General features: G+C 41.0%; 21 protein-coding genes and 1 tRNA gene. 8 read left to right on the top strand and 14 right to left on the bottom strand.

From position 1 onward, the window contains the following. Positions 1-185: 185 nt before the first annotated feature. Positions 186-259 (bottom strand) — tRNA-Arg (locus J4E76_RS20070). Positions 260-388: 129 nt separating this feature from the next. On the opposite strand from J4E76_RS20070, the gene J4E76_RS20075 reads away from it, so the two are divergent. Then, positions 389-1,096 carry an outer membrane beta-barrel protein gene (locus J4E76_RS20075; RefSeq protein WP_208506592.1) on the top strand — a complete coding sequence of 236 codons (708 nt, stop codon included), beginning with the start codon at positions 389-391 and terminating at the stop codon, positions 1,094-1,096. A 2-nt stretch (positions 1,097-1,098) separates the two neighbouring features. Here J4E76_RS20075 and J4E76_RS20080 read toward each other — a convergent pair whose 3' ends face one another. The 3 genes from J4E76_RS20080 to rpoN are packed head-to-tail and all read right to left on the bottom strand — an operon-like array spanning position 1,099 to position 3,952. Beyond that, complete coding sequence (locus J4E76_RS20080) at positions 1,099-1,878, bottom strand: enoyl-CoA hydratase-related protein (protein WP_208506593.1); 780 nt, start codon at positions 1,876-1,878, stop codon at positions 1,099-1,101. Between the two features lie 3 nt (positions 1,879-1,881). After that, positions 1,882-2,451, bottom strand: a complete 570-nt coding sequence (locus J4E76_RS20085) for a phosphatase PAP2 family protein (protein ID WP_208506594.1) — start codon at positions 2,449-2,451, stop codon at positions 1,882-1,884. Between the two features lie 49 nt (positions 2,452-2,500). Further along, on the bottom strand, positions 2,501-3,952 hold the full coding sequence (rpoN, locus tag J4E76_RS20090; RefSeq protein ID WP_208506595.1) for an RNA polymerase factor sigma-54: 1,452 nt from the start codon (positions 3,950-3,952) through the stop codon (positions 2,501-2,503). Positions 3,953-4,204: 252 nt separating this feature from the next. Between rpoN and asnS the strand changes: the two genes are divergently transcribed. Further along, positions 4,205-5,656, top strand: coding sequence for an asparagine--tRNA ligase (gene asnS, locus J4E76_RS20095; protein ID WP_370592829.1), 1,452 nt, complete (start codon positions 4,205-4,207; stop codon positions 5,654-5,656). A 29-nt stretch (positions 5,657-5,685) separates the two neighbouring features. Here asnS and J4E76_RS20100 read toward each other — a convergent pair whose 3' ends face one another. The 3 genes from J4E76_RS20100 to J4E76_RS20110 all read right to left on the bottom strand — a co-directional run bounded on the left by J4E76_RS20100 (position 5,686) and on the right by J4E76_RS20110 (position 8,543). After that, the gene (locus tag J4E76_RS20100; RefSeq protein ID WP_208506597.1) at positions 5,686-6,060 is read right to left on the bottom strand and encodes a T9SS type A sorting domain-containing protein; all 375 of its coding nucleotides are present in this window, start codon (positions 6,058-6,060) and stop codon (positions 5,686-5,688) included. Positions 6,061-6,129: 69 nt separating this feature from the next. Continuing rightward, positions 6,130-7,617, bottom strand: a complete 1,488-nt coding sequence (locus tag J4E76_RS20105) for an NAD(P)H-hydrate dehydratase (RefSeq protein ID WP_208506598.1) — start codon at positions 7,615-7,617, stop codon at positions 6,130-6,132. Continuing rightward, positions 7,614-8,543: a helix-hairpin-helix domain-containing protein gene (locus J4E76_RS20110; protein WP_208506599.1), complete on the bottom strand. Its 930-nt coding sequence runs from the start codon at positions 8,541-8,543 to the stop codon at positions 7,614-7,616. Before J4E76_RS20110 ends, J4E76_RS20105 begins: the two co-directional genes overlap by 4 nt. A gap of 187 nt (positions 8,544-8,730) precedes the next feature. Here J4E76_RS20110 and hemA point away from each other — a divergent pair, with 187 nt between their 5' ends. Beyond that, entirely contained in the window at positions 8,731-9,990 is a 1,260-nt protein-coding gene (gene hemA / locus J4E76_RS20115) for a glutamyl-tRNA reductase (RefSeq protein ID WP_208506600.1), read from the top strand. 78 nt (positions 9,991-10,068) lie between these two features. Continuing rightward, complete coding sequence (locus J4E76_RS20120) at positions 10,069-12,282, top strand: WG repeat-containing protein (RefSeq protein ID WP_208506601.1); 2,214 nt, start codon at positions 10,069-10,071, stop codon at positions 12,280-12,282. A gap of 42 nt (positions 12,283-12,324) precedes the next feature. Here the strand turns inward: J4E76_RS20120 and floA are convergent, their stop codons facing one another. Genes floA through proS form a run of 3 tightly spaced genes read right to left on the bottom strand, consistent with a single transcriptional unit; the run spans position 12,325 to position 15,331 of the window. Then, the gene (gene floA, locus J4E76_RS20125) at positions 12,325-13,329 is read right to left on the bottom strand and encodes a flotillin-like protein FloA (RefSeq protein ID WP_208506602.1); all 1,005 of its coding nucleotides are present in this window, start codon (positions 13,327-13,329) and stop codon (positions 12,325-12,327) included. A 4-nt stretch (positions 13,330-13,333) separates the two neighbouring features. Then, a complete protein-coding gene (locus tag J4E76_RS20130; protein WP_208506603.1) occupies positions 13,334-13,807 on the bottom strand; it encodes an NfeD family protein in 474 nt (157 codons plus the stop codon). A 45-nt stretch (positions 13,808-13,852) separates the two neighbouring features. Then, positions 13,853-15,331 (bottom strand): proline--tRNA ligase, encoded by a 1,479-nt coding sequence (gene proS, locus J4E76_RS20135; protein WP_208506604.1) that lies wholly within the window; start codon positions 15,329-15,331, stop codon positions 13,853-13,855. 130 nt (positions 15,332-15,461) lie between these two features. On the opposite strand from proS, the gene J4E76_RS20140 reads away from it, so the two are divergent. Beyond that, a complete protein-coding gene (locus J4E76_RS20140) occupies positions 15,462-17,045 on the top strand; it encodes a hypothetical protein (RefSeq protein ID WP_208506605.1) in 1,584 nt (527 codons plus the stop codon). Positions 17,046-17,066: 21 nt separating this feature from the next. Further along, the gene (locus J4E76_RS20145) at positions 17,067-18,602 is read left to right on the top strand and encodes an OmpP1/FadL family transporter (RefSeq protein ID WP_208506606.1); all 1,536 of its coding nucleotides are present in this window, start codon (positions 17,067-17,069) and stop codon (positions 18,600-18,602) included. Here the strand turns inward: J4E76_RS20145 and J4E76_RS20150 are convergent. From J4E76_RS20150 to J4E76_RS20160, 3 genes are read right to left on the bottom strand one after another with little or no spacing between them, the layout of a single operon-like run. Then, positions 18,599-19,126, bottom strand: a complete 528-nt coding sequence (locus J4E76_RS20150; protein WP_208506607.1) for a shikimate kinase — start codon at positions 19,124-19,126, stop codon at positions 18,599-18,601. The genes J4E76_RS20145 and J4E76_RS20150 overlap by 4 nt on opposite strands. Beyond that, the gene (locus tag J4E76_RS20155) at positions 19,126-20,118 is read right to left on the bottom strand and encodes a MauE/DoxX family redox-associated membrane protein (RefSeq protein ID WP_208506608.1); all 993 of its coding nucleotides are present in this window, start codon (positions 20,116-20,118) and stop codon (positions 19,126-19,128) included. Before J4E76_RS20155 ends, J4E76_RS20150 begins: the two co-directional genes overlap by 1 nt. After that, positions 20,115-20,663 (bottom strand): DUF1599 domain-containing protein, encoded by a 549-nt coding sequence (locus tag J4E76_RS20160; protein WP_208506609.1) that lies wholly within the window; start codon positions 20,661-20,663, stop codon positions 20,115-20,117. Before J4E76_RS20160 ends, J4E76_RS20155 begins: the two co-directional genes overlap by 4 nt. Before the next feature lie 115 nt (positions 20,664-20,778). On the opposite strand from J4E76_RS20160, the gene folP reads away from it, so the two are divergent. Next, entirely contained in the window at positions 20,779-21,552 is a 774-nt protein-coding gene (folP, locus tag J4E76_RS20165; protein WP_370592828.1) for a dihydropteroate synthase, read from the top strand. Continuing rightward, the gene (gene cdaA, locus J4E76_RS20170) at positions 21,549-22,391 is read left to right on the top strand and encodes a diadenylate cyclase CdaA (protein WP_208506611.1); all 843 of its coding nucleotides are present in this window, start codon (positions 21,549-21,551) and stop codon (positions 22,389-22,391) included. The genes folP and cdaA overlap by 4 nt, the downstream gene beginning before the upstream one ends. Here cdaA and kbl read toward each other — a convergent pair. Then, entirely contained in the window at positions 22,388-23,581 is a 1,194-nt protein-coding gene (gene kbl, locus J4E76_RS20175) for a glycine C-acetyltransferase (RefSeq protein ID WP_208506612.1), read from the bottom strand. The two genes, cdaA and kbl, sit on opposite strands and share 4 nt — an antisense overlap. Position 23,582 lies beyond the last annotated feature (1 nt).

Below are 23,582 nucleotides of genomic sequence, written 5' to 3' on the forward strand. Positions count from 1 at the left end.
TTCATGCACAAAATCTCGAAGCAAGCACTTAACAGGATTGCTGACGCGATCCTGAATCATCACGCCTGACCATAGAAAAGCCCGTGCTAAGCACTGTTCTTTTTTCATGCACAAAATCTCGAAGCAAGCTTCTGATTTTGTGCATGAAAAAAGCCCCTGAACTTCAGGGGCTTTTCTGCGCTAAGTGACCTCGACAGGATTCAAACCTGTAACCTCTTGAGCCGTAATCAAGTGCACTATTCAGTTATGCTACGAGGCCAAAAATAAACGGACGTTAAAGTCCGTTAAATGCGTTTGCAAAGGTAATTAATTCTTTTTCTTTGCAAAAGACGTCCTTATATACTTTTAAAAAATACTATCTTTGCCACCGCTTAAATTTAGCATACCCATGAAGAAGTTGTTACTCGGAGTTGTAGGTTTGGTTTTTATGAGTCTTTCGGTTCAGGCGCAACGTCCTGATTTACCAGGGGCTTTGTTAGTTGATATCGGAGTAAATAGCTGGAGCAGTGCCCCTACCGATGTCTCTCTAAATAGTTTTCAGTCTAAGACTGTCAATCTTACATATTACTATGATTTACCTATCGGTAACAACGGTTTTACATTCACTCCTGGAATTGGACTGAGTTTAGAAAGGTACTCTCTCGAGAATAATTTCACTTTCACTTCTTCTGTGGACGCTAACAGCGTTCGATCGGTAGCAGCAACCGACATTAATTCCTTAGTCAGCAACCCCATCAGTTTTGATAAATCAAAACTAGCCCTTCATTATTTGGACATTCCTTTGGAACTGAGATATTACAAAAGCAAGAACCAATACAACAGAGGGTTCAGAGCAGCATTGGGTATTAAAGCAGGAGTTCTTTACTCCACTTTTACAAAGTACAGATATGAAGACAGAGGTGGTGATAACCGCACCGTGAAGGACAGGCAGGACTTAGGCTTCAACAGATTTCGCTACGGTATTCAAGGTAGATTTGGCTGGGGCGGCCTCAGTTTCTTTGGCTTTTACGAACTGTCGGACAAATGGGATATTGCTCCTGCAGGTGGAGAAAATACAAAGACGCTTACCTTCGGAATCTCCCTAACCGGCTTCTAGAATTATTCCCCTTTGAATTCGGGTAGTCTTTTCTCTAAAAAGGCTTGAACACCTTCCTTGTGATCAAAGGTGGCACCAGCTATATCCTGATTATAGGCTTCATAGTCAAGCATCTCAGATAAAGTTGAGTTTTGAGATTTATTCAACATCTTTTTCATAAGTCCGATGGCCTTTGTAGGTGCCTTAGCATAGTAGTCAGTATATACTTTTACCGCGTCATCTAAAGATTCATGAGGCACGCATTTATTCACTAGGCCCATTGCCTCTGCATCCTTGCAGCTGACTCTAGTCCCCATAGTGGCTAATTCAAAAGCCTTAGAGGAACCAAGCAACCTAGGTAAGAAGTAAGAAGAGCCCGAGTCAAGCACTAGACCAATGTTCACAAAAACCTCAATGAGCTTGGCATTTTCGGAGGCAACTACAATATCGCAGGCAATGGCAAAAGAGCACCCTGCACCCGCTGCAACACCGTTTAGGCGACAAATCACAGGCTTAGGTAGGTTCCTAATAGCCTTTATAATAGGATTGTATCTTTTATGTATAGAATCAGAGAAAGATCTATTGGGTTCTGCGGAAGATGCTTTTAGATCTTGCCCCGAACAGAATGCCTTCCCCTCTCCAGTTAACACCACAACCCTCACATCATTGTTACGCTTTGCATCTTTCAACGCTTGTTGTAATTCGAAGGTAATTTCATTATTCAGGGCATTGTATACATCTGGACGATTAAGTGTAATCGTAGCCACCCCATCTTTGATATCGTATTTCAGAAATTCGAACATAGTCTAAAGAAATAAAGCAATTGATCCGTAACTAATAAAGAACCCTAACAATAAGCCCCCTAAGATTTCAGCTGGTTTATGAGCGTTCAAGTATAATCTTGCCCAAGATATTAACCCAGTCAATGCAACTGCAACAATCAAGGGCCAAAATAATGTATTCGTGGACTGAAAAGCATGCTTATAGGCAAGTATAAACCCTAGCCACCCTGCTATTCCAGCAGCGTGTGCACTGATTTTCCATTTAAAAGTGATGCCATTAGTAGCAATAACAACAGTGGTGATCGCCAAGAAAGTAATATTCATTGCTGGGGTCATCCATTCCTGATCTTTGATCATAAATGAAACCACCAGGTAGAACAATGAAATGAAGACAAATGGCATATACCTATCCCTTCTTTCCATCATGTGTAAGTCCTTAATCACTTTGGTAATCCTGAACATAACCACCGTTAAAACTGGCACTAAACAGGTAGTAACAAATATCAACGAAACTACCGTCCAGCGGCCCTTATCAGTCAGGTTAGAACTATTGCCCAAATGAAATAGAATGGTGTAAAACACCAATGTCGGCATGATTAGAGGCTGAAAAAGATAGGTCAGGAATTTTGCTAAAAATGTCAAATCAGAGTTCTTTTCTCAAGCGCGCAACAGGAATATTGAGTTGCTCACGATATTTTGCAACTGTCCTTCTGGCGATGTTATAACCTTTAGCTTTTAAAAATTTCTCAAGCTTATCGTCCGAAAGTGGCTTTTTCTTGTCTTCGCCATTAATTAATTCGGCCAACACATTCTTGACCTCTCGGCTGCTCACATCTTCACCACTTGTGGTAGAAATACCTTCACTGAAGAAGTACTTCAAAGGGAAAATGCCAAAATCGGTTTGTATGGATTTGGAATTAGCCACTCTTGAAACAGTGGAAATATCCATACTGATCTCATTGGCAATATCCTTTAAGATCATTGGCCTTAACTTCGACTCATCTCCATCTTGGAAGAACTCATATTGAAACTTGATAATGGACTCCATGGTGCGGAGCAATGTGTTTTGACGCTGTTTAATAGCATCAATAAACCACTTAGCAGCATCAAGCTTTTGCTTAACAAAAGTCACAGTTTCCTTAAGCTTCTTATCCTTCTTATCACTTTTATCGTAAGCCGAAAACATTTCGGTATAGGACTGGCTCACTCTTAGTTCTGGAGCATTGCGACTATTCAATGTAAGGTCAAATTCCCCATCAGTATTACTTAACAAGAAATCAGGAATAAGGTATTGCGTTTTCACTAACCCACCAGAAATACTCCCCGGCTTTGGGTTAAGCTTTGTGATGGAACTAACGGCTTCCTTGAGTAAGCCCTCATCCTCAAGGTTGAGCTTCTTAAGGATTTTATCGTAATGCTTCTTGGTGAACTCATCGAAACAAAGAGAAAGAATCCGCACAGCAGTTTGAATGACTTCATCTTCTTCAAGGTCATCCATTTTGCGCTCCATCTGAATGAGTAAACATTCCTGGAGACTTCGTGCTGCTATACCTGGTGGATCAAACCTCTGAATTTGACCCAGCAGTTCTTCCAGCTCTTCTATATCCGTTTCAATATTCTGAGCAAATGCCAAGTCATTAACAATGGCATCAAGTTCTCTTCGGATGTATCCATCAGTTTCGATACTTCCAATAAGTTGTTTGGCTATATTCTCCTGGCGTTCTTCTAACCCTAAAAAACCAAGCTGAGCTTCCAACTGGTCATTGAGTGAAGCTTGCATAGCAACTGGCATCTCACGATCTTCTTCATCATTGTAGTTACCATCGCCCTGCATTTTATAACCTGAGAAATCGTCATCACCTAGGTAATCTTCGACATTCAAGTCCTCTGTTGAGCTAACTTCCCCTTCTTCAAACTCTTCTCTTTCTGGAGCAGCCTCTTCTTCTCTCCCCTCCTCCAAGGCAGGGTTTATCTCAAGCTCTTCCTCTACTCGAGTATCGAGCTCAGCGGTTGGCACCTGCAACAGTTTTATAAACTGAATCTGCTGAGGCGACAGCTTTTGGCTAAGAGATTGGTTAAGACTGAGTTTCTGCATTCGGTTAAAAAGCTCTTTCTATTAACTCAAATTTAAAGGAAAGAACGAGAGAAGCGTTGAGATTGTAACACTTTTTAACAAAAACCATGCAGAAAATTTTAAACCGAGAAAAAATGTCTCTACACGCATTAATTAGTACATAATTATTAAAGCGCTTACCTAAATGACTCTACTAAATGATTATCAATTAGTTGTGTTTGAGAGTAAAAAATGATTGCTTTGCGTTCGATTAAAAATTCATAGAGTACTGTAATCATGGAAACAAAAAGAACCAAAATTGCCGCTCTTCTCAAAAGCAGTGAGATTGACGTTAACGTTGTGGCAAAAGGTTGGGTAAGAACCAAAAGAGGTAATAAAAACGTAAGTTTTATCGCTCTCAATGACGGTTCATCTATCAATAGTATTCAGGTGGTTGCAGACCCTGGTTTAATTGGGGAAGAGACTTTAAAGAACATCACTACTGGAGCGAGTATCTCCGTTACAGGTAAACTGGTTGCTTCACAGGGTGCAGGGCAAAGTGTGGAAATTACTGCTGAAGCAATAGAGGTTTTAGGTGTGGCCGATCCCGAAAAGTATCCGCTTCAACCGAAGAAACATTCACTTGAATTTCTTCGTGAAATTGCTCATTTGCGCCCTAGAACTAACACTTTCAGTGCAATCTTCAGAATGAGGCATGCGATGTCTTTTGCTGTTCACCAGTTCTTCAACGAAAAAGGGTTCTACTATTGGCATACACCTTTCGTTACAGGCTCTGATGCGGAGGGGGCTGGCGAGATGTTCAGAGTATCAACACTTGACCCCATCAACCCACCACTTAATGATGATGGAACTGTAGATCATAGTCAAGACTTTTTCGGCAAGGAAACTAACCTTACCGTATCAGGCCAACTTGAAGGTGAACTAGGCGCTATGGCACTTGGTGATATTTACACCTTTGGCCCAACATTTCGTGCAGAGAACTCTAATACCACTAGACACCTGGCCGAATTCTGGATGATAGAACCTGAAATGGCATTTTATGATCTAACCGACAACATGGATCTGGCGGAAGAATTCTTAAAATATCTAGTGGCTTATGCGCTGGAAAACTGTGCCGATGACCTAGAGTTCTTAGAAAAGAGACTACTTGACGAGGAAAAGAACAAACCAGCTGTTGAGCGAAACGATATGTCGTTGACAGAAAAGCTCAGGTTTGTAATGGAGAATGACTTTGAAAGACTTTCTTACACTGAGGCCATTCAAATTTTGAGAAATTCTAAACCGAACAAGAAGGGCAAATTCCAATTCCCTATTGACGGATGGGGCGCGGATCTACAGTCTGAGCATGAGCGTTACTTGGTTGAAAAACACTTTAAGAAGCCGGTTATACTAACTGATTACCCGAAGGACATTAAGGCATTTTATATGCGCATGAATGATGATGGCAAGACAGTTGGCGCCATGGATATTCTCTTCCCGGGCATCGGTGAAATAGTCGGAGGCTCTCAGAGAGAGGAAAGACTTGATGTACTTACTGATCGTATGGCGGAGATGAACATTCCCGAAGAGGAGCTCGATTGGTATTTAGATACAAGACGATTTGGTACCGCACCGCATAGTGGCTTTGGGCTTGGATTTGAAAGACTAATGATTTTTGTAACGGGTATGGGAAATATCAGAGATGTAATTCCTTTTCCTCGTACACCAGGAAGTGCAGCATTCTAAAACAACAAACCCCGAGATTTCGGGGTTTTTTATTTCTTACTAAATCTTACAGTTTGTTGAAACTTAGATTGGTCATCCATGACCAGTACGAGGTAGTAGCCTCTCTGAAATGATTGAACATCAACTTTGTATTTCTTTAAGCCATTCTTCTCAAGATTGACTCTCATCTTGGTACCGATGATACTTCTAATCTCGATTTTGGGCTTAACAAGTTCGAGGTTGCTCAGGTCAATCGTTAAGTAATCAGAAGTTGGATTTGGAAAAACCTCAACTTTAATCTTCTCATCGTCATTGGAAACTTTTGCCATCCTTTCAGACTGGCCAGAGGCCATAAACGCCACACATAAAAGGGCAAGTCCAAAGACGAGCTTTCTGAGCGTATTATGGTGATTGAAGATTTCCATTATGTACTAAGATCCACTTTAAGGTGTTAAGGTTTACTTAAAGTTAGGATTTTTTCAAATAAAAGACACTTATGTTACGTTAATAATTGTTTCTGGTAGTTCATTAAGCAAATCTGATGCCATCAATGACATTTTTCCAACTCTTTTTTTCGCTAAATCTCCGGCCATTCCGTGGAGATAAACACCTGCCTGAGCAGCCCGGTCGCTAGACACTCCTTGTCCAATCAAACCAGTAATAATACCTGCCAAAACATCTCCACTACCGGCAGTTGCCATACCTGAATTACCAGTAGTGTTAAAAATCACTTTTCCGTTTGGAAGTGCAATCACTGTATGAGCACCTTTTAGTATAATAACCCAGTTTCGGTTGGAAGCAACGCTTTTCATTTTCTCAATCCTCTCCAAACCATCAAGGCTCTTGCTGAATAGTCGTGAAAACTCTCCAACATGAGGAGTCAGTACAGATTCTGCTGGAATTTCATCCATTAATTCTGGATGCGATGCGATAATATTTAAAGCATCAGCATCAATGACCATAGGCTTATTACTTTTTCTCAGCAATGACTTCAGCCACTCAGTTGTAGTGACATCAGTTCCTAGACCGGGTCCAACACAAACAACATCCGTATTTTCAAATACTTCTCCAGTACTAATTTGATCGTCACTGTCGTCCACAGTAACCATTGCCTCAGGCAGACCTGACTGAATTATTTCATAACCACACTTAGGAATATGAATGGTCAACAACCCTGCGCCTGACTTCAATACTGCCTTTCCGCATAGAAAGGCTGCGCCCATTTTTCCGAAACTTCCAGAAAAGATCTGTATACGCCCAAAATCACCTTTATGCTGAAATTTCTTGCGTACTGGTAATATTCCAGAGACATCATCTTTATCTAAGAGAAAATAGTCAGAGGGCTGAGCTTCAATAAAGTCTTCGCTCAAACCGATATCTACAATTAAAAACTCTCCGACATAAGCCCCTGACTCTGGAATTAAAAAGGAGAGTTTAGGTCGCTGGAAAGCAATCGTAAGATCTGCCTCAACAATGGCTCCTGATAATTCTACACAATCCGAAAAAAGGCCAGAGGGGATATCAATACTTACTGTTTTAGCGGATGATGTATTTATCTTTTGAATGAGCTGTGCAAAAAGTCCTGTCGCAGGTCTATTCAGTCCAGAGCCGAAAAGTGCATCAATAACTACTTCTTCTTGAATGACTAAATCTTCAACATTTGAAATTCGATCTGGATCGTTGGTCAGTCTCGTCAGGTTATTTTGACAATCTGGAGAAAGCTCACCTCCAATGTCAACCAAAGAGCACTGTATGGTGTACCCATGTTCAGCAAGAAGTCTGGCCGCAGCCAAACCATCCCCTCCATTGTTGCCAGTACCACAAACAACATGAACGGAATTTTCCCGAGACACCAGAGAAGTGAATTGTTTAACAAAGGCCTTGGCCGCTCTTTCCATTAAGTCAATGGAGGCAATCGGCTGATTTATTATGGTATGTTGATCTGCAGCTCTGATTTGATCTGCAGCGATGATTTTTTTCATTTGAAATCTAAATAAGGTAATAACCTCTTGATCATGACACTATCCATCAAGGACAGTCTGTACATATCCTCTGCCTTTCTGAATTTACCATTTTTGCTCTTGATATTCAATATCTCTTTCGTCTGTTCATAGTTGATGTAAGGATGTGCCAGTAACTCTTTAAAAGTAGCCAGATTAATAGCAAGCCTTTTAACAGATGATGAATCAGATAGCAAAAGAAAAGGTGAAATGGACTGAAAAAGAGTGTCGGTCATGCCGTAAACTTCTTTCAATTGATTAATCGAATGATAGCCGCCAAGCAGCTTTCTGTATGAGGTAATGCGTCTTGCATAACTTGGACCTATACCTTTCAGCTCTTTAAAACTTGTTGTATCTGCAGTATTAATATCAATCGCAAGCACTTCCTTAAGGGGAACTCTTTCATCCTCTAAGACTAATGATGAATCTTCTCTAGCTTCAGGTTTTACAAAAGCTTTGATTGGGGACTTCTTACTCTCAGATAAAAAAATGAACGGTGAAAGTAGATCATAAATACTATCTGGGAAATCGTAGATTTTTAATAAGTCCGCATTATTTAAAAACTTACCTCCTATAGAACGATAGTTATCTATTCTCTTCGCTAGAAACTTTGGAACCCCCAATGATGTTAACTCTTCAACAGAAGCCGTATTAGGATCAAACTTGAAATATTCAACCTTCTTTACTTCGACCTCTTTAGACTCTACAAAACTCGCGTTGATTAAAAGAACCAGACTATCAAGCAGCCTTTCGTCTTCGGCAGAAGTATAGGGATCAGAACTCAGAACTTGACGGTATAGATAAGGTGTGAAAAGCAGAAGAATTATTAGAGGAATAAGAACTAAAGTCCCATTAACCTCTGTTCTACTGAAACCAAAAAAGTCGCGAATGAGTTTATTTAGTCTCATTTAACCGTGTGTCTGATTGAGATTAAATGAAGATACAACTATTTAAACAATCAGCTTGAAAAGACAGATTCAAAGTTGAGGGTTGGGTAGACTGAATGCAGAAACGTTATAAATATCAAAAACTGACATAAATCACTTTTTTAGTGCTCAATTAGGGGTTATTTTTGCCCGCAGAAATAAAGAACAGATGCGAAGTAATTTCAAAGTAATAAGTCTCTCATACAAGAATGCTCCGGTGGAGATTCGTGAGATGATTGCTTTGGACGACACGCTTATCGCTAATCTATTGAATGATTTCAGAGAGGTGATTGGTCTTGATGAGTCTTTGATTATTTCTACCTGCAATCGCACTGAGGTTTACTACAATGCTGAGCAGGACTTCTCTAGGGAGATTATCACGCTGTTGGCAGCAAAAAAGGGTATCGATAACATCAGCAAATTCATTCCTTTTTTCACTGCAATCAATGACAGTAATGCAGCTTCTACTTATTTGTTCAGAGTAGCGCTTGGTCTTGAAGCTCAAGTGATCGGTGATCTTCAAATCATTAATCAGGTTAAGAAGGCATATCAGATTGCTGCCGATAATAATACGGCTGGGCCTTTTATGCACAGAATATTACACACTGTCTTCTTTGCCAACAAAAAGGTATTTCAAGAAACGGCATTCAGAGATGGTGCAGCGAGCGTTTCTTATGCCACAGCAGAGCTCACTCGTAATTTAGCCGAGTCTTTTATCGATGCGAAAGTATTGATTATCGGTTTGGGTGAAATTGGAGAGGACCTGGCAAAGCATTTAAGTGGAGAGCAATTCTCCGTGAGTCTTACAAATAGAACTTCTGCCAAAACAGAAATGTTGGCAACAGAATTAAGCTTGAATCAAGTCCCATTTGCTAATTTGAATACTCAGTTGGACGCTCATGACATTATTATCTCGAGTATTCCAGTCAAAGACTTTATTGGACCAAAACATTTTGAGAAAACCACTAGTGGCCTAAAGTTTTTGGTTGACTTATCAATTCCAAGGTCTATAGATCCAAAAGTGGAAGCTATTCAAGGAGTTTCACTTTACAACATTGACGAGATTCAGGAAAAAACTTCAAAAGCGGTTGAAAAGAGAAAAGCTGCAATTCCACATGTGGAAGCCATCATTGAAGATGCGATGGAAGATGTAAGAGCTTGGTCTCGCGAAATGGAGGTCTCGCCAACCATTCAAAAACTTAAAAATACACTTGAAGAAATCCGTCAAGAGGAGTTAAGAAAGCATCTGAAGAACTCTTCTGAAGAAATGGAATTTTTCGCAGATAAGCTATCCAAGAGCATCACTCAAAAAATCATGAAGCTTCCAGTATTGCAATTGAAAGCTGCCTGTCAGAGAGGTGATGCTGACAAACTGGTTGATGTGCTCAATGATCTGTTCAACCTTGAGCAAGAGGCAAAAGAGAAATAATAGCTCCTTTCGTCAAATTCTTTACCTCTGAATCTTAATTTCGTCAGCTAAATCTCAGCAATTGCGTATTACCTGTTAATGTTTTTCATCCGACAGCTCTTTTTCTTAGTCATTCTACAGCTATGTCACTTCAATGTTTGGGCAGATGAGTATCAGACTTTTAGAAGAGATGGGAAATATGGGTTAAAAAACATCACCTCCGGAGAGATAGTCATCCCACCCCAATATGAGGCCATTGGATGGTCTGATGGTAGCTTCAAAGTCATTAACAAGCTTATTGGTGCTCGCCAAAATGAGAAATGGGCACTGATAAATCTTGATGGTGGCAAAGTCTCTCTCCACCTCTATGCGCAACTGACTCCCTATCAGAACAATCTCTTCATTGTAAGTAAACGAGAAGCAAACTCTATTCTCACCAGATATGGCGTAATAAATACAAAAGGAAAACCAGTAATCGAGCCCACCTATGTGAAACTTGAGCCAGCTGGCGACTTACTTATCGCTGCTAAGCGAATCGGTGCCGATGATAGGTTCGGTGTACTCAACCGGAATGGGAAGCCTATAATTCCATTCGAGTTCAGCCACATAGATCAGGTAGATGAAACTCGATTTTCTATACGAAATAACAGTGGCCTTAGCGCTCTTTATACTTCCAATGGAAAGGCCATCACTGATTTTCAGTTTGAATCCATAGAGAAATTGACGGATCAGCTGCTCTTAACTAAATCCTTTAATAAGAAAGGCATATTAGATAGAACAGGAAAATTGGTCGTTCCTTCGATTTATAAAAATATCCAGTTGTCGGGGGAAAGGGTTCGTGCATTGCCTTTTAAAAAGTGGGATTTATATCAAGGTGGATCGTTCAAGGAGAGCTATTACTTTGACCGAATGCTAATGGTAAATGGTGAACGCTTTGCAATAACCAGTGGCCAGCAGACGGGTGTTATCGATCAGGAGGAAGATTACCTCAAATACCTTAAAAATTTGAGTATAGTTACTACGATCAATGAAATTACAATAGTTGAAGATGTGGACTCAAAATTTCAAGGAGCAATAGATTCCTCTGGAAAAATGATTCTTCCTGCAAATTTTGATAGTGTTAGAGTCTTGAACGATGTGATTGTAGCACAGCTAAAGCGTATAGACAAACAAGACTGGACTGTCTACAACCGAGCTGGAAACAGGCAAAACCCTTTTAAATACGAAAGCTTTAGACCATTAAACAATGGACTTATTAAAGCCATTAGAAATGGAAAAACGGGCCTACTAAATTCTGATGGGACGGATCTAAGCCCATTCATTTACGATGCAATTGGCAAATTCAAAAATGGATTAGCTGTCGCCAGCTATCAAGGAAGTTACGGGGTAATTAACCTAGAAAGCAATTGGATAATCAATCCTTATAATGATCGAATTGAAATCCAAGAGAGCATAATTAGAGTAAAGCAAGGATCTGAATGGAAATTGATTGACTTCAGAGGGAGCGAAACCATTCGGTCTTATAATCGGCTGACGAGCTTACCCATTGGCTATAGCAAAAGGACGAAAGATGGTTACGAACTCTACGATAGCCGTGACAGCCTTTGGCTAGAACATCAATATGACACTATACAAGTAATTCATGATGACCTTTATGGGCTTAAGCGAGATGGTCGGTTCTTCTTTTTCAGACCCAATAATTCGGATGATATAGCATTAGACACTGGAATAACTGTTTTAGGAGGATTTTCTGAAGGTCTTATTACCGTAAAGAAAGACGAGCAATGGGGCCAAGTCGATGAAAGGGGGAATCTCAGAATAGCCAATCGTTATGAAGCCATTAAGGTATTCTCTGAAGGATTATCCGCAGTAAAATTGATTGGCAAATGGGGTTTCATTGATAAGGATGAAAGTCTAGTTGTACAGCCAACTTACGATAGCGTTGAAGCTTTTGACAAAGGCTTATCCATTGTAATGAAGAACGGTAAGTTTGGAATTATTGACAGCCTAGGAAAATCTATTCTGCCCGAAGACTTCACGGCAATCGATCGGCAAAAGGACTATATCATCTTAAACTCGAACGGTGTCTATGGCTTGGCAGATGCTAGAGGCAAGCTGATTAGAACTCCTCAATATGATTCAATCTACCCCTTAACGAATGGCTATTTCTTAATCGGGAGAGATGGTTTAAAAGGAGTCATTAATTTGAAAGGACAAGACATAGTCCCACTATCATACGAGGCCATTGAACAGATGGGTAATAGATTCTTAGCCTCAGAAGCCTCTAAGTGGCAATTGATAGACCTAAAATAGAAAAGGCCGCTTTTACACGGCCTTTGTCAGTTTTCTGTCCAATTATTTTTTATCACTTCCAGAACTCTTTTTTGTTGTAGAACTCTTTTGGCTTGGGTTGGCGATCGATTCTCTCATATCAGTGTCAGACTGAATGTTTTCCATTCTATAATAGTCCATTACACCAAGGTTACCCGATCTAAAAGCTTCTGCCAGCGCCAATGGCACTTCAGCTTCCGCCTCAATCACTTTTGCTCTAGCCTCCTGAGACTTAGCTTTCATTTCTTGCTCTACTGCTACTGCCATTGCCCTACGTTCCTCCGCTTTAGCCTCAGCCACTTTTAAGTCCGCCTGTGCTTGATCAGTTTGAAGTATCGCCCCAATATTTACTCCCACATCAATATCAGCGATATCAATAGACAGAATTTCGAATGCAGTACCAGCATCTAGGCCACGTTGCAATACGAGTTTAGAAATCTTATCTGGGTTTTCAAGAACGGCCTTATGACTTTGTGCAGAACCAATGGAAGTCACTATACCTTCACCTACCCTTGCCAGAATGGTGTCTTCACCTGCGCCCCCAACCAATTGTTGAATATTAGCACGCACGGTAACTCTCGCTACCGCTATCAGCTGAATTCCATCCTGTGCCACAGCTGCCACTTTAGGTGTTGTAATAACCTTCGGGTTTACAGAAATCTGAACTGCCTCAAACACTTCTCTACCAGCCAAGTCAATAGCTGTAGCTTGCTTGAACCCCAAGGTAATATTGGCCTTATCGGCAGAAATCAACGCTTTAATAACTGAGGAGACATTACCCCCTGCTAAGTAGTGCGTTTCTAACTCTTCCGTCTGCACATCCAAGCCTGCTTTTCTAGCGGTAATCATCTCCTTAACAATAATACTTGGCGGTACCTTTCTAATCCTCATGAACACGAGTTCTAGAAGCCCAATTCGAACGTTCGAAAATTGAGCTGTAATCCAAAGGTTAACCGGTACGAAGTACAAGAAAACGAAGACTAAAATGACACCGGCTATTACGGCAATCAGTGTGGTATATTCTCCCATTGATTTAGGTATTTATTGATTCTACAATAATTTTATTCCCAGACAGTCTTATGATTTCAACCTCTGTTCCCGACTCGATTAAATGTCCATGAGAAGTCACTTCATAGGCCTTATTATTAAACTCAGCCTTTCCAATTGGTTTTAGGTCAGAAACAGCCAATCCCTTCATATTTATCCGAAGGTCAACCGTATAGTGCTCATTCACTTTGGACCTTATCTGTTCCTTTAATGAGAATTTACTCCATGAATTCGATCTAAAGCTCCAAACTAAGGCAATTACTGTCACCAAGAGAGAGGCTACCAAGACAATCGATCCAGAGGTAACTCCATGTCGTTCATATGCCATGTAAATACCGATCCCTGTAAGTGCAAGCCCCAACAATCCAAGTATAGTAGTACCAGGAACAAATATCAGTTCAAGATAGATGAGTACTAATCCGACTAGAGTAAGTAAAATGATGGCTAACCAACCGTCCATAAGTCTAAATGGTCAATAGCCCAATATACAATAAAGAGATGAAGCTTAGTATGCTTTGGCAAAAAGAACTCTTCCTTTCGAAGGCTCTCCAGAGTAAATACATTTACCCTCTTCAGCTTCTGCCCCAATAGGAATACAACGTATCGTTGCTTTGGTCTCGTTCTTTATTTTCTCTTCAGTTTCAGCTGTACCATCCCAGTGTGCTGAGATAAAACCGCCATCCTCTTCAAGCACTTGCTTGAACTCATCGTAGCTATCGACAGGACGAGTATTTTCAATCCTGAAATCTTTGGCTTTTGTGTAAATGGATTTTTGAATTTCATCCATCAATCCAGATACCTTAGCAGCAAGGTCATCTGCCAAGCTGAAGGTTTCTTTTACACCAGTATCTCTTCGAGCAATCTCCACAGAATTGTTTTCCATGTCCTTCGGCCCAATCGCGATTCTAACCGGAACACCTTTTAACTCCCATTCAGCAAACTTGAACCCCGGCTTGTAGGTATCACGATCATCAAACTTGACACTTATACCTACTGCCTTAAGTGATGCTATAATCTCATCTGCCTTCTCGCCAATAGCTCTCAATTGGTCTTCTCCTTTATATATAGGAACGATCACCACTTGGATAGGAGCCAATTTAGGAGGTAATACCAGACCTTGATCATCAGAATGCGCCATTATCAATGCACCCATTAATCGCGTACTCACACCCCATGAAGTTCCCCATACAAAATCTTGCTTGCCTTCTCTATTGGCAAATTTCACATCAAATGCCTTAGCAAAGTTCTGACCCAGGAAATGTGAGGTACCAGCCTGAAGGGCCTTACCATCTTGCATCAATGCCTCAATACAATAAGTCTCAACAGCTCCGGCAAACCTTTCACTCTCAGATTTTATGCCTCTAATAACAGGCAATGCCATAAACTCTTCCGCAAACTGCGCATAGATGTTCATCATTTGAACTGACTCATCAATCGCCTCTTGCTTAGTAGCATGAGCGGTATGTCCTTCTTGCCAAAGAAATTCCGTGGTTCTTAGAAAGAGTCTTGTTCTCATTTCCCAACGAACCACATTGGCCCACTGATTAACAAGTATAGGAAGGTCACGATAAGACTGCACCCAGTTTTTATAGGTACTCCAAATCACTGTTTCAGAGGTTGGCCTAACGATCAACTCTTCTTCTAATTTAGCTTCCGGATCTACGACAACTCCATTACCGTTCTCGTCATTCTTGAGACGATAGTGGGTAACCACTGCGCATTCCTTGGCAAATCCCTCGACATGGTCAGCTTCCTTACTTAAATAAGACTTTGGGATAAAAATAGGGAAATAGGCATTGGAATGTCCTGTTTCCTTGAACATCCTATCAATCTCCGCCTGCATCTTCTCCCAAATGGAAAAGCCATATGGCTTAATAACCATACATCCCCTTACTGGTGAGTTTTCAGCTAAATCGGCCTTTTTAACTAATTCATTGTACCATAATGAATAATCTTCACTCCTTTTTGGCAATCCTTTGCTCATGTTCTAAGATTTGGTATGATCCTTGCTGTTTTAGCGTTGATAGAATATTCGACAAATATATAGTTTTCGGATATTTTCTCGACCAAAAACGATAAATAGACGTTAACTTATTAAGCCAGAAAGGAAAGTCATGAAAAGTCGAATTCATCTCAAATTATTAATGGCACCACTCAGCATGCTAGCGGTGCTTGCGTGCTCACCAGATCAATACCAACAAGCTTCAGAATATGACGATGTGTATTTCACATCGGCCGATCGTAAAACAGTCCCAAAAATAGTTGCAAAGCCAGAACAGGTTCAGTCAGCTAATACCGAGAATGTTATTACGCTTTCTAATCAATCGAAAAAATCAGTAGACCCAACCCTTCTCAATCGTTATAATAATAACGAGAGCAAAGAGGTTGAGTATTTTGTTGAAGGTGAAGGTGGTCCAAGGGTAACCAGAGCAAATGAATTGAACTATGACGATTTTGTCTGGGACTATGAAAACGAGTTACTAGCCACTTATGCCCTGCCAGTAGACTGGGCAGAAGAGTGGGACAAAAGATATTTCAACAACCTGATTTCCAATGATTTTGAATTCAGGCTGGCATGGTATGATCAGTACTACGTAGGCAACAGCACTAGGATGGATCGCTACATCACTGCAAGTAATGGTAGAATAGGAAGAACGTCAATGTCAACATTTGGCGGCAATGGGTTCAGAAATAATTTCTGGAATCGTGGCATCAACGTTTCTGTAGGATTTGGTACAGGCTTTGGTTTCTATGATCCTTTCTTTGTAGGTGGTGGCTTCGGTTATGATCCGTTTTTCGACCCATTTTATGATCCATTCTTCTTCAATACTGGTTTCTTTGGCTTCAATAGATGGAACAGATGGAATAGAGGATGGGGCTTCAGACGTGGTTTTGGTTTCGGTGGCGGCTTTGGAGGTGGTTTTTATTGCCCTCCGATTTTTAGCAACCAATACATCTACAGAGGAGAAATCATTGTGGGGAGAAACGATAGAACATATACACGTGGTGGTAGACTAAGCTCTACATCAGTAGCGAACGTAAGATCAGACGCCACTAATGGAGTGGCACAAACAAGATCACAAAGATTGGCTTCAGCTTCAGGTACTTCAAGAGTATCAAGAAGTTCGATTGAGAACAGGTCTTCAAGAACTGGGAGAGTGAGCTCTAGTAGTGTGAGCAGAACAAGTTCTTCGCGCTCAGCGACAAGTAGAAATTCAAGCAGCCAAGTAGCAAATACTAGATCTAGCCGTGTAAGAACAGACGCCTATAGATTTAATGACTCAAGAAGCTCAGGTAGAAGTTCATCTAGTAGAGTAGGCACTAGTTCTACAAGAGGGCGCAGCAGCGCTGTAACCTCAAGAACATCCAGGTCTTCTAGAAACAGTTCTACTTTTAGCGGAGGGCGCTCTTCAAACAGAAGTACCTCAGGAAGAGCAAGCGGTGTATCATTCAATAGAAACTCTTCTTCGAGATCATCTTCAGGTGTTAGTAGATCTTCATCCAGATCTTCTAGCTCAAGGGGTGTCTCCAGAGGCAGTTCAAGATCTTCAAGTTCTAGATCATCCGGGTCGGTGAGTCGAGGCTCTCGCTCGCGATCTTCTGGATCAGTGAGTAGAAGCTCTAGAAGTAGTGGGAGCAGCAGATCTTCGTCTTCTTCAAGCCGAAGTTCTTCATCAAGATCAGGTAGAGGCAACTAACAAACAACAAAAACTCAGAAGATGAAAAGAATAAGAACGCTTATGCTAGTAGGCTTGGCAGCGCTTTGCCTACAGTTTGGAGCAAATGCTCAAATACAACCAGGGTCATTCGGTTATTATGAAGATGCGCTAAGGTTTAGTCAGCTTAGTCAAATTGGTTCTGCGAGAATTTCCGGGCTAGCTGGTTCTGGTTCAGTGCTCGGAGGAGACGTAAGTTCTGCAATATTGAACCCTGCTGGTCTAGGGTTCTTCAACAGATCTCAATTCGTTTTGACTCCAAGTTTAAACTTCAATCAGTTTGAATCCACTTACTTACTAAGAGAAACTCGAAATGAAGATACTAACTTGGCTATTGCCAACCTCGGCTTGGTGATCAACTTTAATAAAAGTGATTATGTCCCAGGTGGATGGAGAGGCGGTTCGTTAGCTATCACATTCAATAGGACTAACGATTTCAGGCAGCAATTGAGTTATTCTGGCGAAGGAATCGGAGTTTCAATTATTGATGCTATGCTGGATAGGGCTGACCTTTTCTTCCCTGAAGAACTTGGCGGCATTGAGCAAGTGGGCTATGATCACTTTTTAATCAACCCCTTACCAGGCGCTGAAGACTTTTATCTATCCCCTGTGGAAGGCAACCCGATTCAGCAAGAGCGAATTGTTCGTACGGGATTTACAGATCAGATTAATATCGCCTTTGGTGGAAATTATGACGACAAGATCTATTTGGGCGCTGGTATTGGTATAGTATCTACCAATTATACTTCAAACCGGATCTACACTGAGAATTTTAGCAATACAGTGCTGTCCTCTTTTAGTTTGGATGAGCGATTTGATGTTTCGGGCACGGGCTTCAATGCTAATATTGGCGTCATTGTCAGGCCTGTTGATTTCATCAGATTTGGAGTGTCTTTGACTACACCGACCTGGTATAATTTCAGCGAAGAGAGTGATGCAATCTATAACTCTGAGTGGAATAACTTTGATGCTTCGACATTTCTAGATAATGGAAACCGAGTAATCCTTGAGGATACTGTTCTGAATAGCTTGCAAACTCAGACTGACATTTTCTTCTCGGAGTATGAATTGAGAACTCCTCTTAAGTTCAATGCAGGCGTGGCATTCTTCTTGGGCAAAAACGGATTCATCTCTGCGGACTATGAAAGACTTAATTACGGTAGTGCAAATGTCTCATCAGTAGACTTTATTGCTGATAATGACAATGAGACAATTCAAAACAACTTTGAGCCTGTGAACAACCTTAGAATTGGTGCGGAATACCGATATAAGATCTTTCGATTCAGAGCAGGATATGCTATGCTGGGTGATCCAACGAATGGAAGATTCAACACATTTGGAGATGTAGACCGTTCGAGAACGATAGTGTCAGGAGGTGTAGGACTTAACTTTGGTAAGTACTTTTTGGACCTATCCTATAGCCAAACGAAGTTTGAAGAATCGTTTACGTCTTTCTCATTTGCTAGTAGTGCGGGGCCGACCTCACTTACTGAAACAACATTAAACAATGCTAGAATTAGCTTCGGACTGAACTTCTAGTCCTTGGACTCATTGATTTTAGAGATAATCATTTCTACGGAAATCTGATTATCTCTAATTTTTATTTTGGCCAATTCGTAATACTCCTCACGTCTGGCTTTCATTTCTCTAATTTCTTGAATGAGGTCCACATGATCATAACTCTTGAACATGGGCCTGCTTTCTACCCCTTCTTCGATAATCCTTAAGGCCAAGTCACCTGGTGCCACATCAAGGTAAACTGTCATACCTGCCTCGTTCATCGCGTCCATATTAAAATGGTAACAGGGAGTACCTCCGCCTGTAGCCAACACAAAGTGATCCTCAACGGCAATCAGTTGATGTAACGTTTCTCTCTCGAAAATCCTAAACTGCCCTTCTCCGAACCTCTTGAAAACCTCAGGAATTGTCATTCCCTCCTTCTTCTCTATCTCTGTATCAAGGTCTATGAATTTATAGCCTAAACGCTTAGCAAGCGATTTACCAAGTGTAGATTTGCCGGACCCTGCAAGTCCGGTTAGGAAAATGCCATTTCTAAAATTCATTAATTCAAATTAGATAGTAACTCTCCCGCATCGGGAATATCGTTGTAATGCCATTTATTCATTACCTCCCCATTATTCAACAGAACGAGTCCTGGGTTTGACCGGATCATTGTTTTAAGTAGGGTCTTATCGGAGTAATAATACGGTATGGCTAGTTGCACAGTATGCCTGAGATCTTCAAACTGAGGCCCAGAAGAGGCCGTAACGGCAACTACCTCCACCTGATTACCCAATGCACTAATGAGGCTATTGAGCATAGCATACGCATCAATATCAGTCTTTTCTGTTTCGTGCACCACGACCAATAACTTCTTACCAGTCAGCACCTGTGATGTATAATCAGACTCATCACCATAGATAGCAAAATTGGTAATCTTTGGTACAACCCCGGGGTCATCTGCCGGAGGTAGCATATCTGTCGGAATGCTTGTACCCGCTTTGTAAGCTCTAAAATCAATAGTTGGTAAGTGATTGACGGACCAAAAAGCAACGGAAAGACAAAAGACCAAGGAAGCTGCTACAATGCCAGTCTTCAATTTAGTCTCTTCCAAAACCTGATTCTTCTTTCTGTTAAGGAACAGAACAACAATGAATACAAGCAGAATGATATCCTTAATAAAAGACTCCCATGGCGTTAGCTTAATCGCGTCACCAAAGCAGCCACAGTCTGTCACTTTGTTGAAGTAAGCTGAATAGAACGTCAGAAAGGTAAAAAACACAATCATTGCCAATAGCAAAGTGGTCACCAGCTTTTCTCTATACTTAAGCAATAATGCTATACCTAAAACCACTTCTAGAGTTGAGAGAAGCATTGATAAGAAAAGCGATATTGGTTTTAGGGACTCAAAGAATGGTGCAATATCGACCGCAAAGACTGAGAAGTATTCCTCCAGTTTTATCTGGGTACCCACTGGATCATTAATCTTAATGAGCCCGGAGAATATGAACAATCCTCCTACTATATAGCGTGCTATTGTGTTTAGTAACTTCATGATTTTGCAAATCCCATCAGAATCATACAGAAAACGGCATAATTGATCATATCCATATAGTTGGCATCAATTCCTTCTGAAATGATTGTTTTACCTTGATTGTCTTCTATCTGTTTAACTCTTAGTAGCTTCATCAAAACGATGTCAGTGATTGAACCCACACGCATATCTCTCCATGCCTCGCCATAATCATGGTTTTTATTCATGAGCAACTCCATAGTTTCTTTGACATGCTTGTCGTACAGTGGCTCCAAAACCTCCACGTCCATTTCCATTGGATCGGCATCTGTCAGATTCATTTGGATCAGTGCAATCACACAGTAGTTGATTATGCCTATGAATTCACCTGAGATATCATCATCCACCTTCTGAGAACCCTTCTCCTGAATGGAACGAATGCGTTGTGCCTTTATGAAAATCTGATCCGTAATGGATGGTAATCTTAACACCCTCCAGGCCGTTCCGTAGTCTTGGGTCTTCTTGAGAAATATGTCTTTACAGGCCTTAATAACTTGCTTATATTCGCCTACCGTTTGCTCCTCCAAAGTAATTGCTTATTTAAATCTGGGACAGTTTTTGAAAGCGAAAGATAAGTTATTTAGTATTAAAAGCACATTGAATCTCAGGGGAAATCTAGTTTCACTTGACTCTCCCAAAATCATGGGGATTCTGAACATTACACCTGATTCTTTCTATCAGGGTAGCCGAACTAATTCACCACAGGAGATTGTGGATAGAGCAGGAAAAATGCTCGAAGAGGGTGCTTTTATACTTGACATTGGAGGTTATTCAACTAGACCTGGAGCCGAGGACATCTCTGTGACTGCAGAAACAGATAGAGTTCTTCCAGCCATCGAGATCATCCACAATGCGTTTCCAACAGCCTATCTCTCTATTGATACCTTTAGATCAGAAGTAGCTCAAAGCGCTGTTGGAGCAGGAGCTTCGATAGTCAACGATGTATCTGGTGGAAATCTTGACAGTGAAATGTTTAGCACTGTCGCGGCATTAGGAGTTCCATATATCCTTATGCATATGCGCGGAACACCAGAGAATATGAAAACACTGACCGCATATGATCATCTCTTAAACGATATATGTTCAGAACTTTCAACGAAGTGTGCCCAATTGAAAAGTCTTGGAGTAGCCGACATCATCATTGATCCCGGCTTTGGTTTCGCAAAAACCATTGAACAGAACTATGATATCCTTCGGAATTTGGGTTATTTTAAGAGATTGAAGCTTCCCATACTGGCAGGACTGTCAAGAAAATCGATGATTTATAAAACACTTGACATCAAAGCTCATGAAGCACTCAATGGAACAACGGCATTGAATATGGCTGCCTTGATGAATGGCGCATCAATAATGAGGGTTCATGATGTCAAAGAAGCAGCAGAAACAATAAAGCTTTACCAAGCATACAAAGGTTGATATACGCATTCAAAATAGGGTTCTTAGATGTAAGATGGATTGACATCCTAGACATCCTATTGGTAAGCGTGCTCCTTTATCAGGTATATAAATTACTTAAAGGAAGTGTCGCTGTTCGAGTTCTGATAGGCTTTCTGGTACTCTATTTAGTTTATCTTGTGGTGAGAGCAGCACAAATGGAACTACTAGCTGGCATTCTCGGTCAGTTTATGGGGGTTGGTGTTTTGGCAGCCATCATCATATTCTCACAAGAGATCCGAAAGTTCTTGCTCATACTGGGTAAAACTACCTTTCGGCAAAACGACCTCCTTCAGTCTATCATGATTTGGAAAAAGCGTGAAGCGAAAGAATCCTTCAATATTACCCCTATCATTGAAGCCGCAAAATCACTTTCGAGTACAAACACAGGGGCGCTCATTGTATTCTCCAAGAATTCAGAACTCAAGTTTTATGTTGACTCTGGAGACTTTATGGATGCTGCTATTTCTAAGCGGTTATTGATTTCTATTTTCAATAAATACAGTCCTTTGCATGATGGGGCCGTCATAATTAACCAAGGAAAAGTCAGGGCAGCGAGGTGTATACTTCCGGTAAGCGAACGTGATATTCCGGCTCAATTTGGTATGCGGCACAGAGCAGCGCTCGGTATGTCCGAGGCAACAGATACTTTGACATTAATTATTTCTGAAGAATCAGGCCAAATGTCTATCGCCCGAAATGGAGCAATTGACAATAACCTTTCAATACCTGAGATCAGAAAAAGAATCAATATCTATTTCCAAGAGAAAGAGCCACAGCCAGAGATAGAAGATTCTGAAACACTCGAGGTTGCATCTTAAATTACTCCTAATTCTTTCCCAACCTCAGTAAAGGCGGCAATGGCTTTATCTAAGTGATGTCTCTCATGACCAGCCGAAATCTGAACTCTGATCCGAGCTTGATCTTTTGGTACAACAGGGAAATAAAAGCCTATTACATAGATTCCTTTTTCGAGCATAGCACTGGCCATTTTTTGTGATAACACTGCATCGTACAACATAATGGGTACAATGGCATGCTCTCCCGGTTTGATATCAAATCCAGCAGCCGTCATCTGCTCACGGAAGTACTTGGTATTTTCTTCAAGCTTATCTCTCAAAGCAGTGGTCTCTGAAAGCATATCAAAAACGGCAATGGAAGCGCCCACAATTGATGGCGCTAGTGTATTGGAAAACAAATATGGTCTTGAACGCTGACGTAACAAGTCCACAATTTCCTTTTTGCCAGAAGTAAAACCGCCTGATGCACCGCCCAAGGCTTTACCTAGTGTTCCTGTGATAATATCTACTCTGTCCATGCAGTTATGATGTTCGTGCACACCACGGCCAGTTTCACCCATAAAGCCCGTAGAGTGACATTCATCGGTCATTACCAATGCATTGTACTGATCCGCCAGGTCACAAATTTTATCCATTGGAGCGATGGTGCCGTCCATAGAAAAAACGCCATCTGTAACAATGATCTTTTGCTTAGCTCCTTTAGCATCAGCAGCCTTTAGCTGCTCCTCTAAATCGGCCATGTCTGCATTCTTATACCTAAAGCGCATTGCTTTGCATAACCTCACACCATCGATAATAGAGGCGTGGTTGAGTGCGTCAGAAATGATGGCATCCTCAGGTCCAAATAGTGGCTCAAACACACCGCCATTTGCATCAAAAGCCGCTGCGTAGAGTATGGTATCTTCAGTACCTAAAAACTCAGAAATCTTTTGCTCTAACTCCTTATGGATATCCTGCGTTCCGCAGATAAACCTTACTGATGACATTCCGAAGCCATGCGTATCGATAGCGGCTTTTGCAGCTTCAACTACCTGAGGGTGTGACGATAAACCTAAATAGTTATTGGCGCAGAAATTTATTACCTCTTTTCCATCATCTGTTTTTATATCGGCAGCTTGTGGTGTTGTAATTACACGTTCTTGTTTATATAGTCCGGCTTCCTTTATTGATTGGATCTCTGCTTGTAATTGTGGCTTTAGTTTATCGTACATC

It is taken from the genome of Roseivirga sp. E12, assembly GCF_017592825.1.
Lineage (GTDB): Bacteria > Bacteroidota > Bacteroidia > Cytophagales > Cyclobacteriaceae > Roseivirga.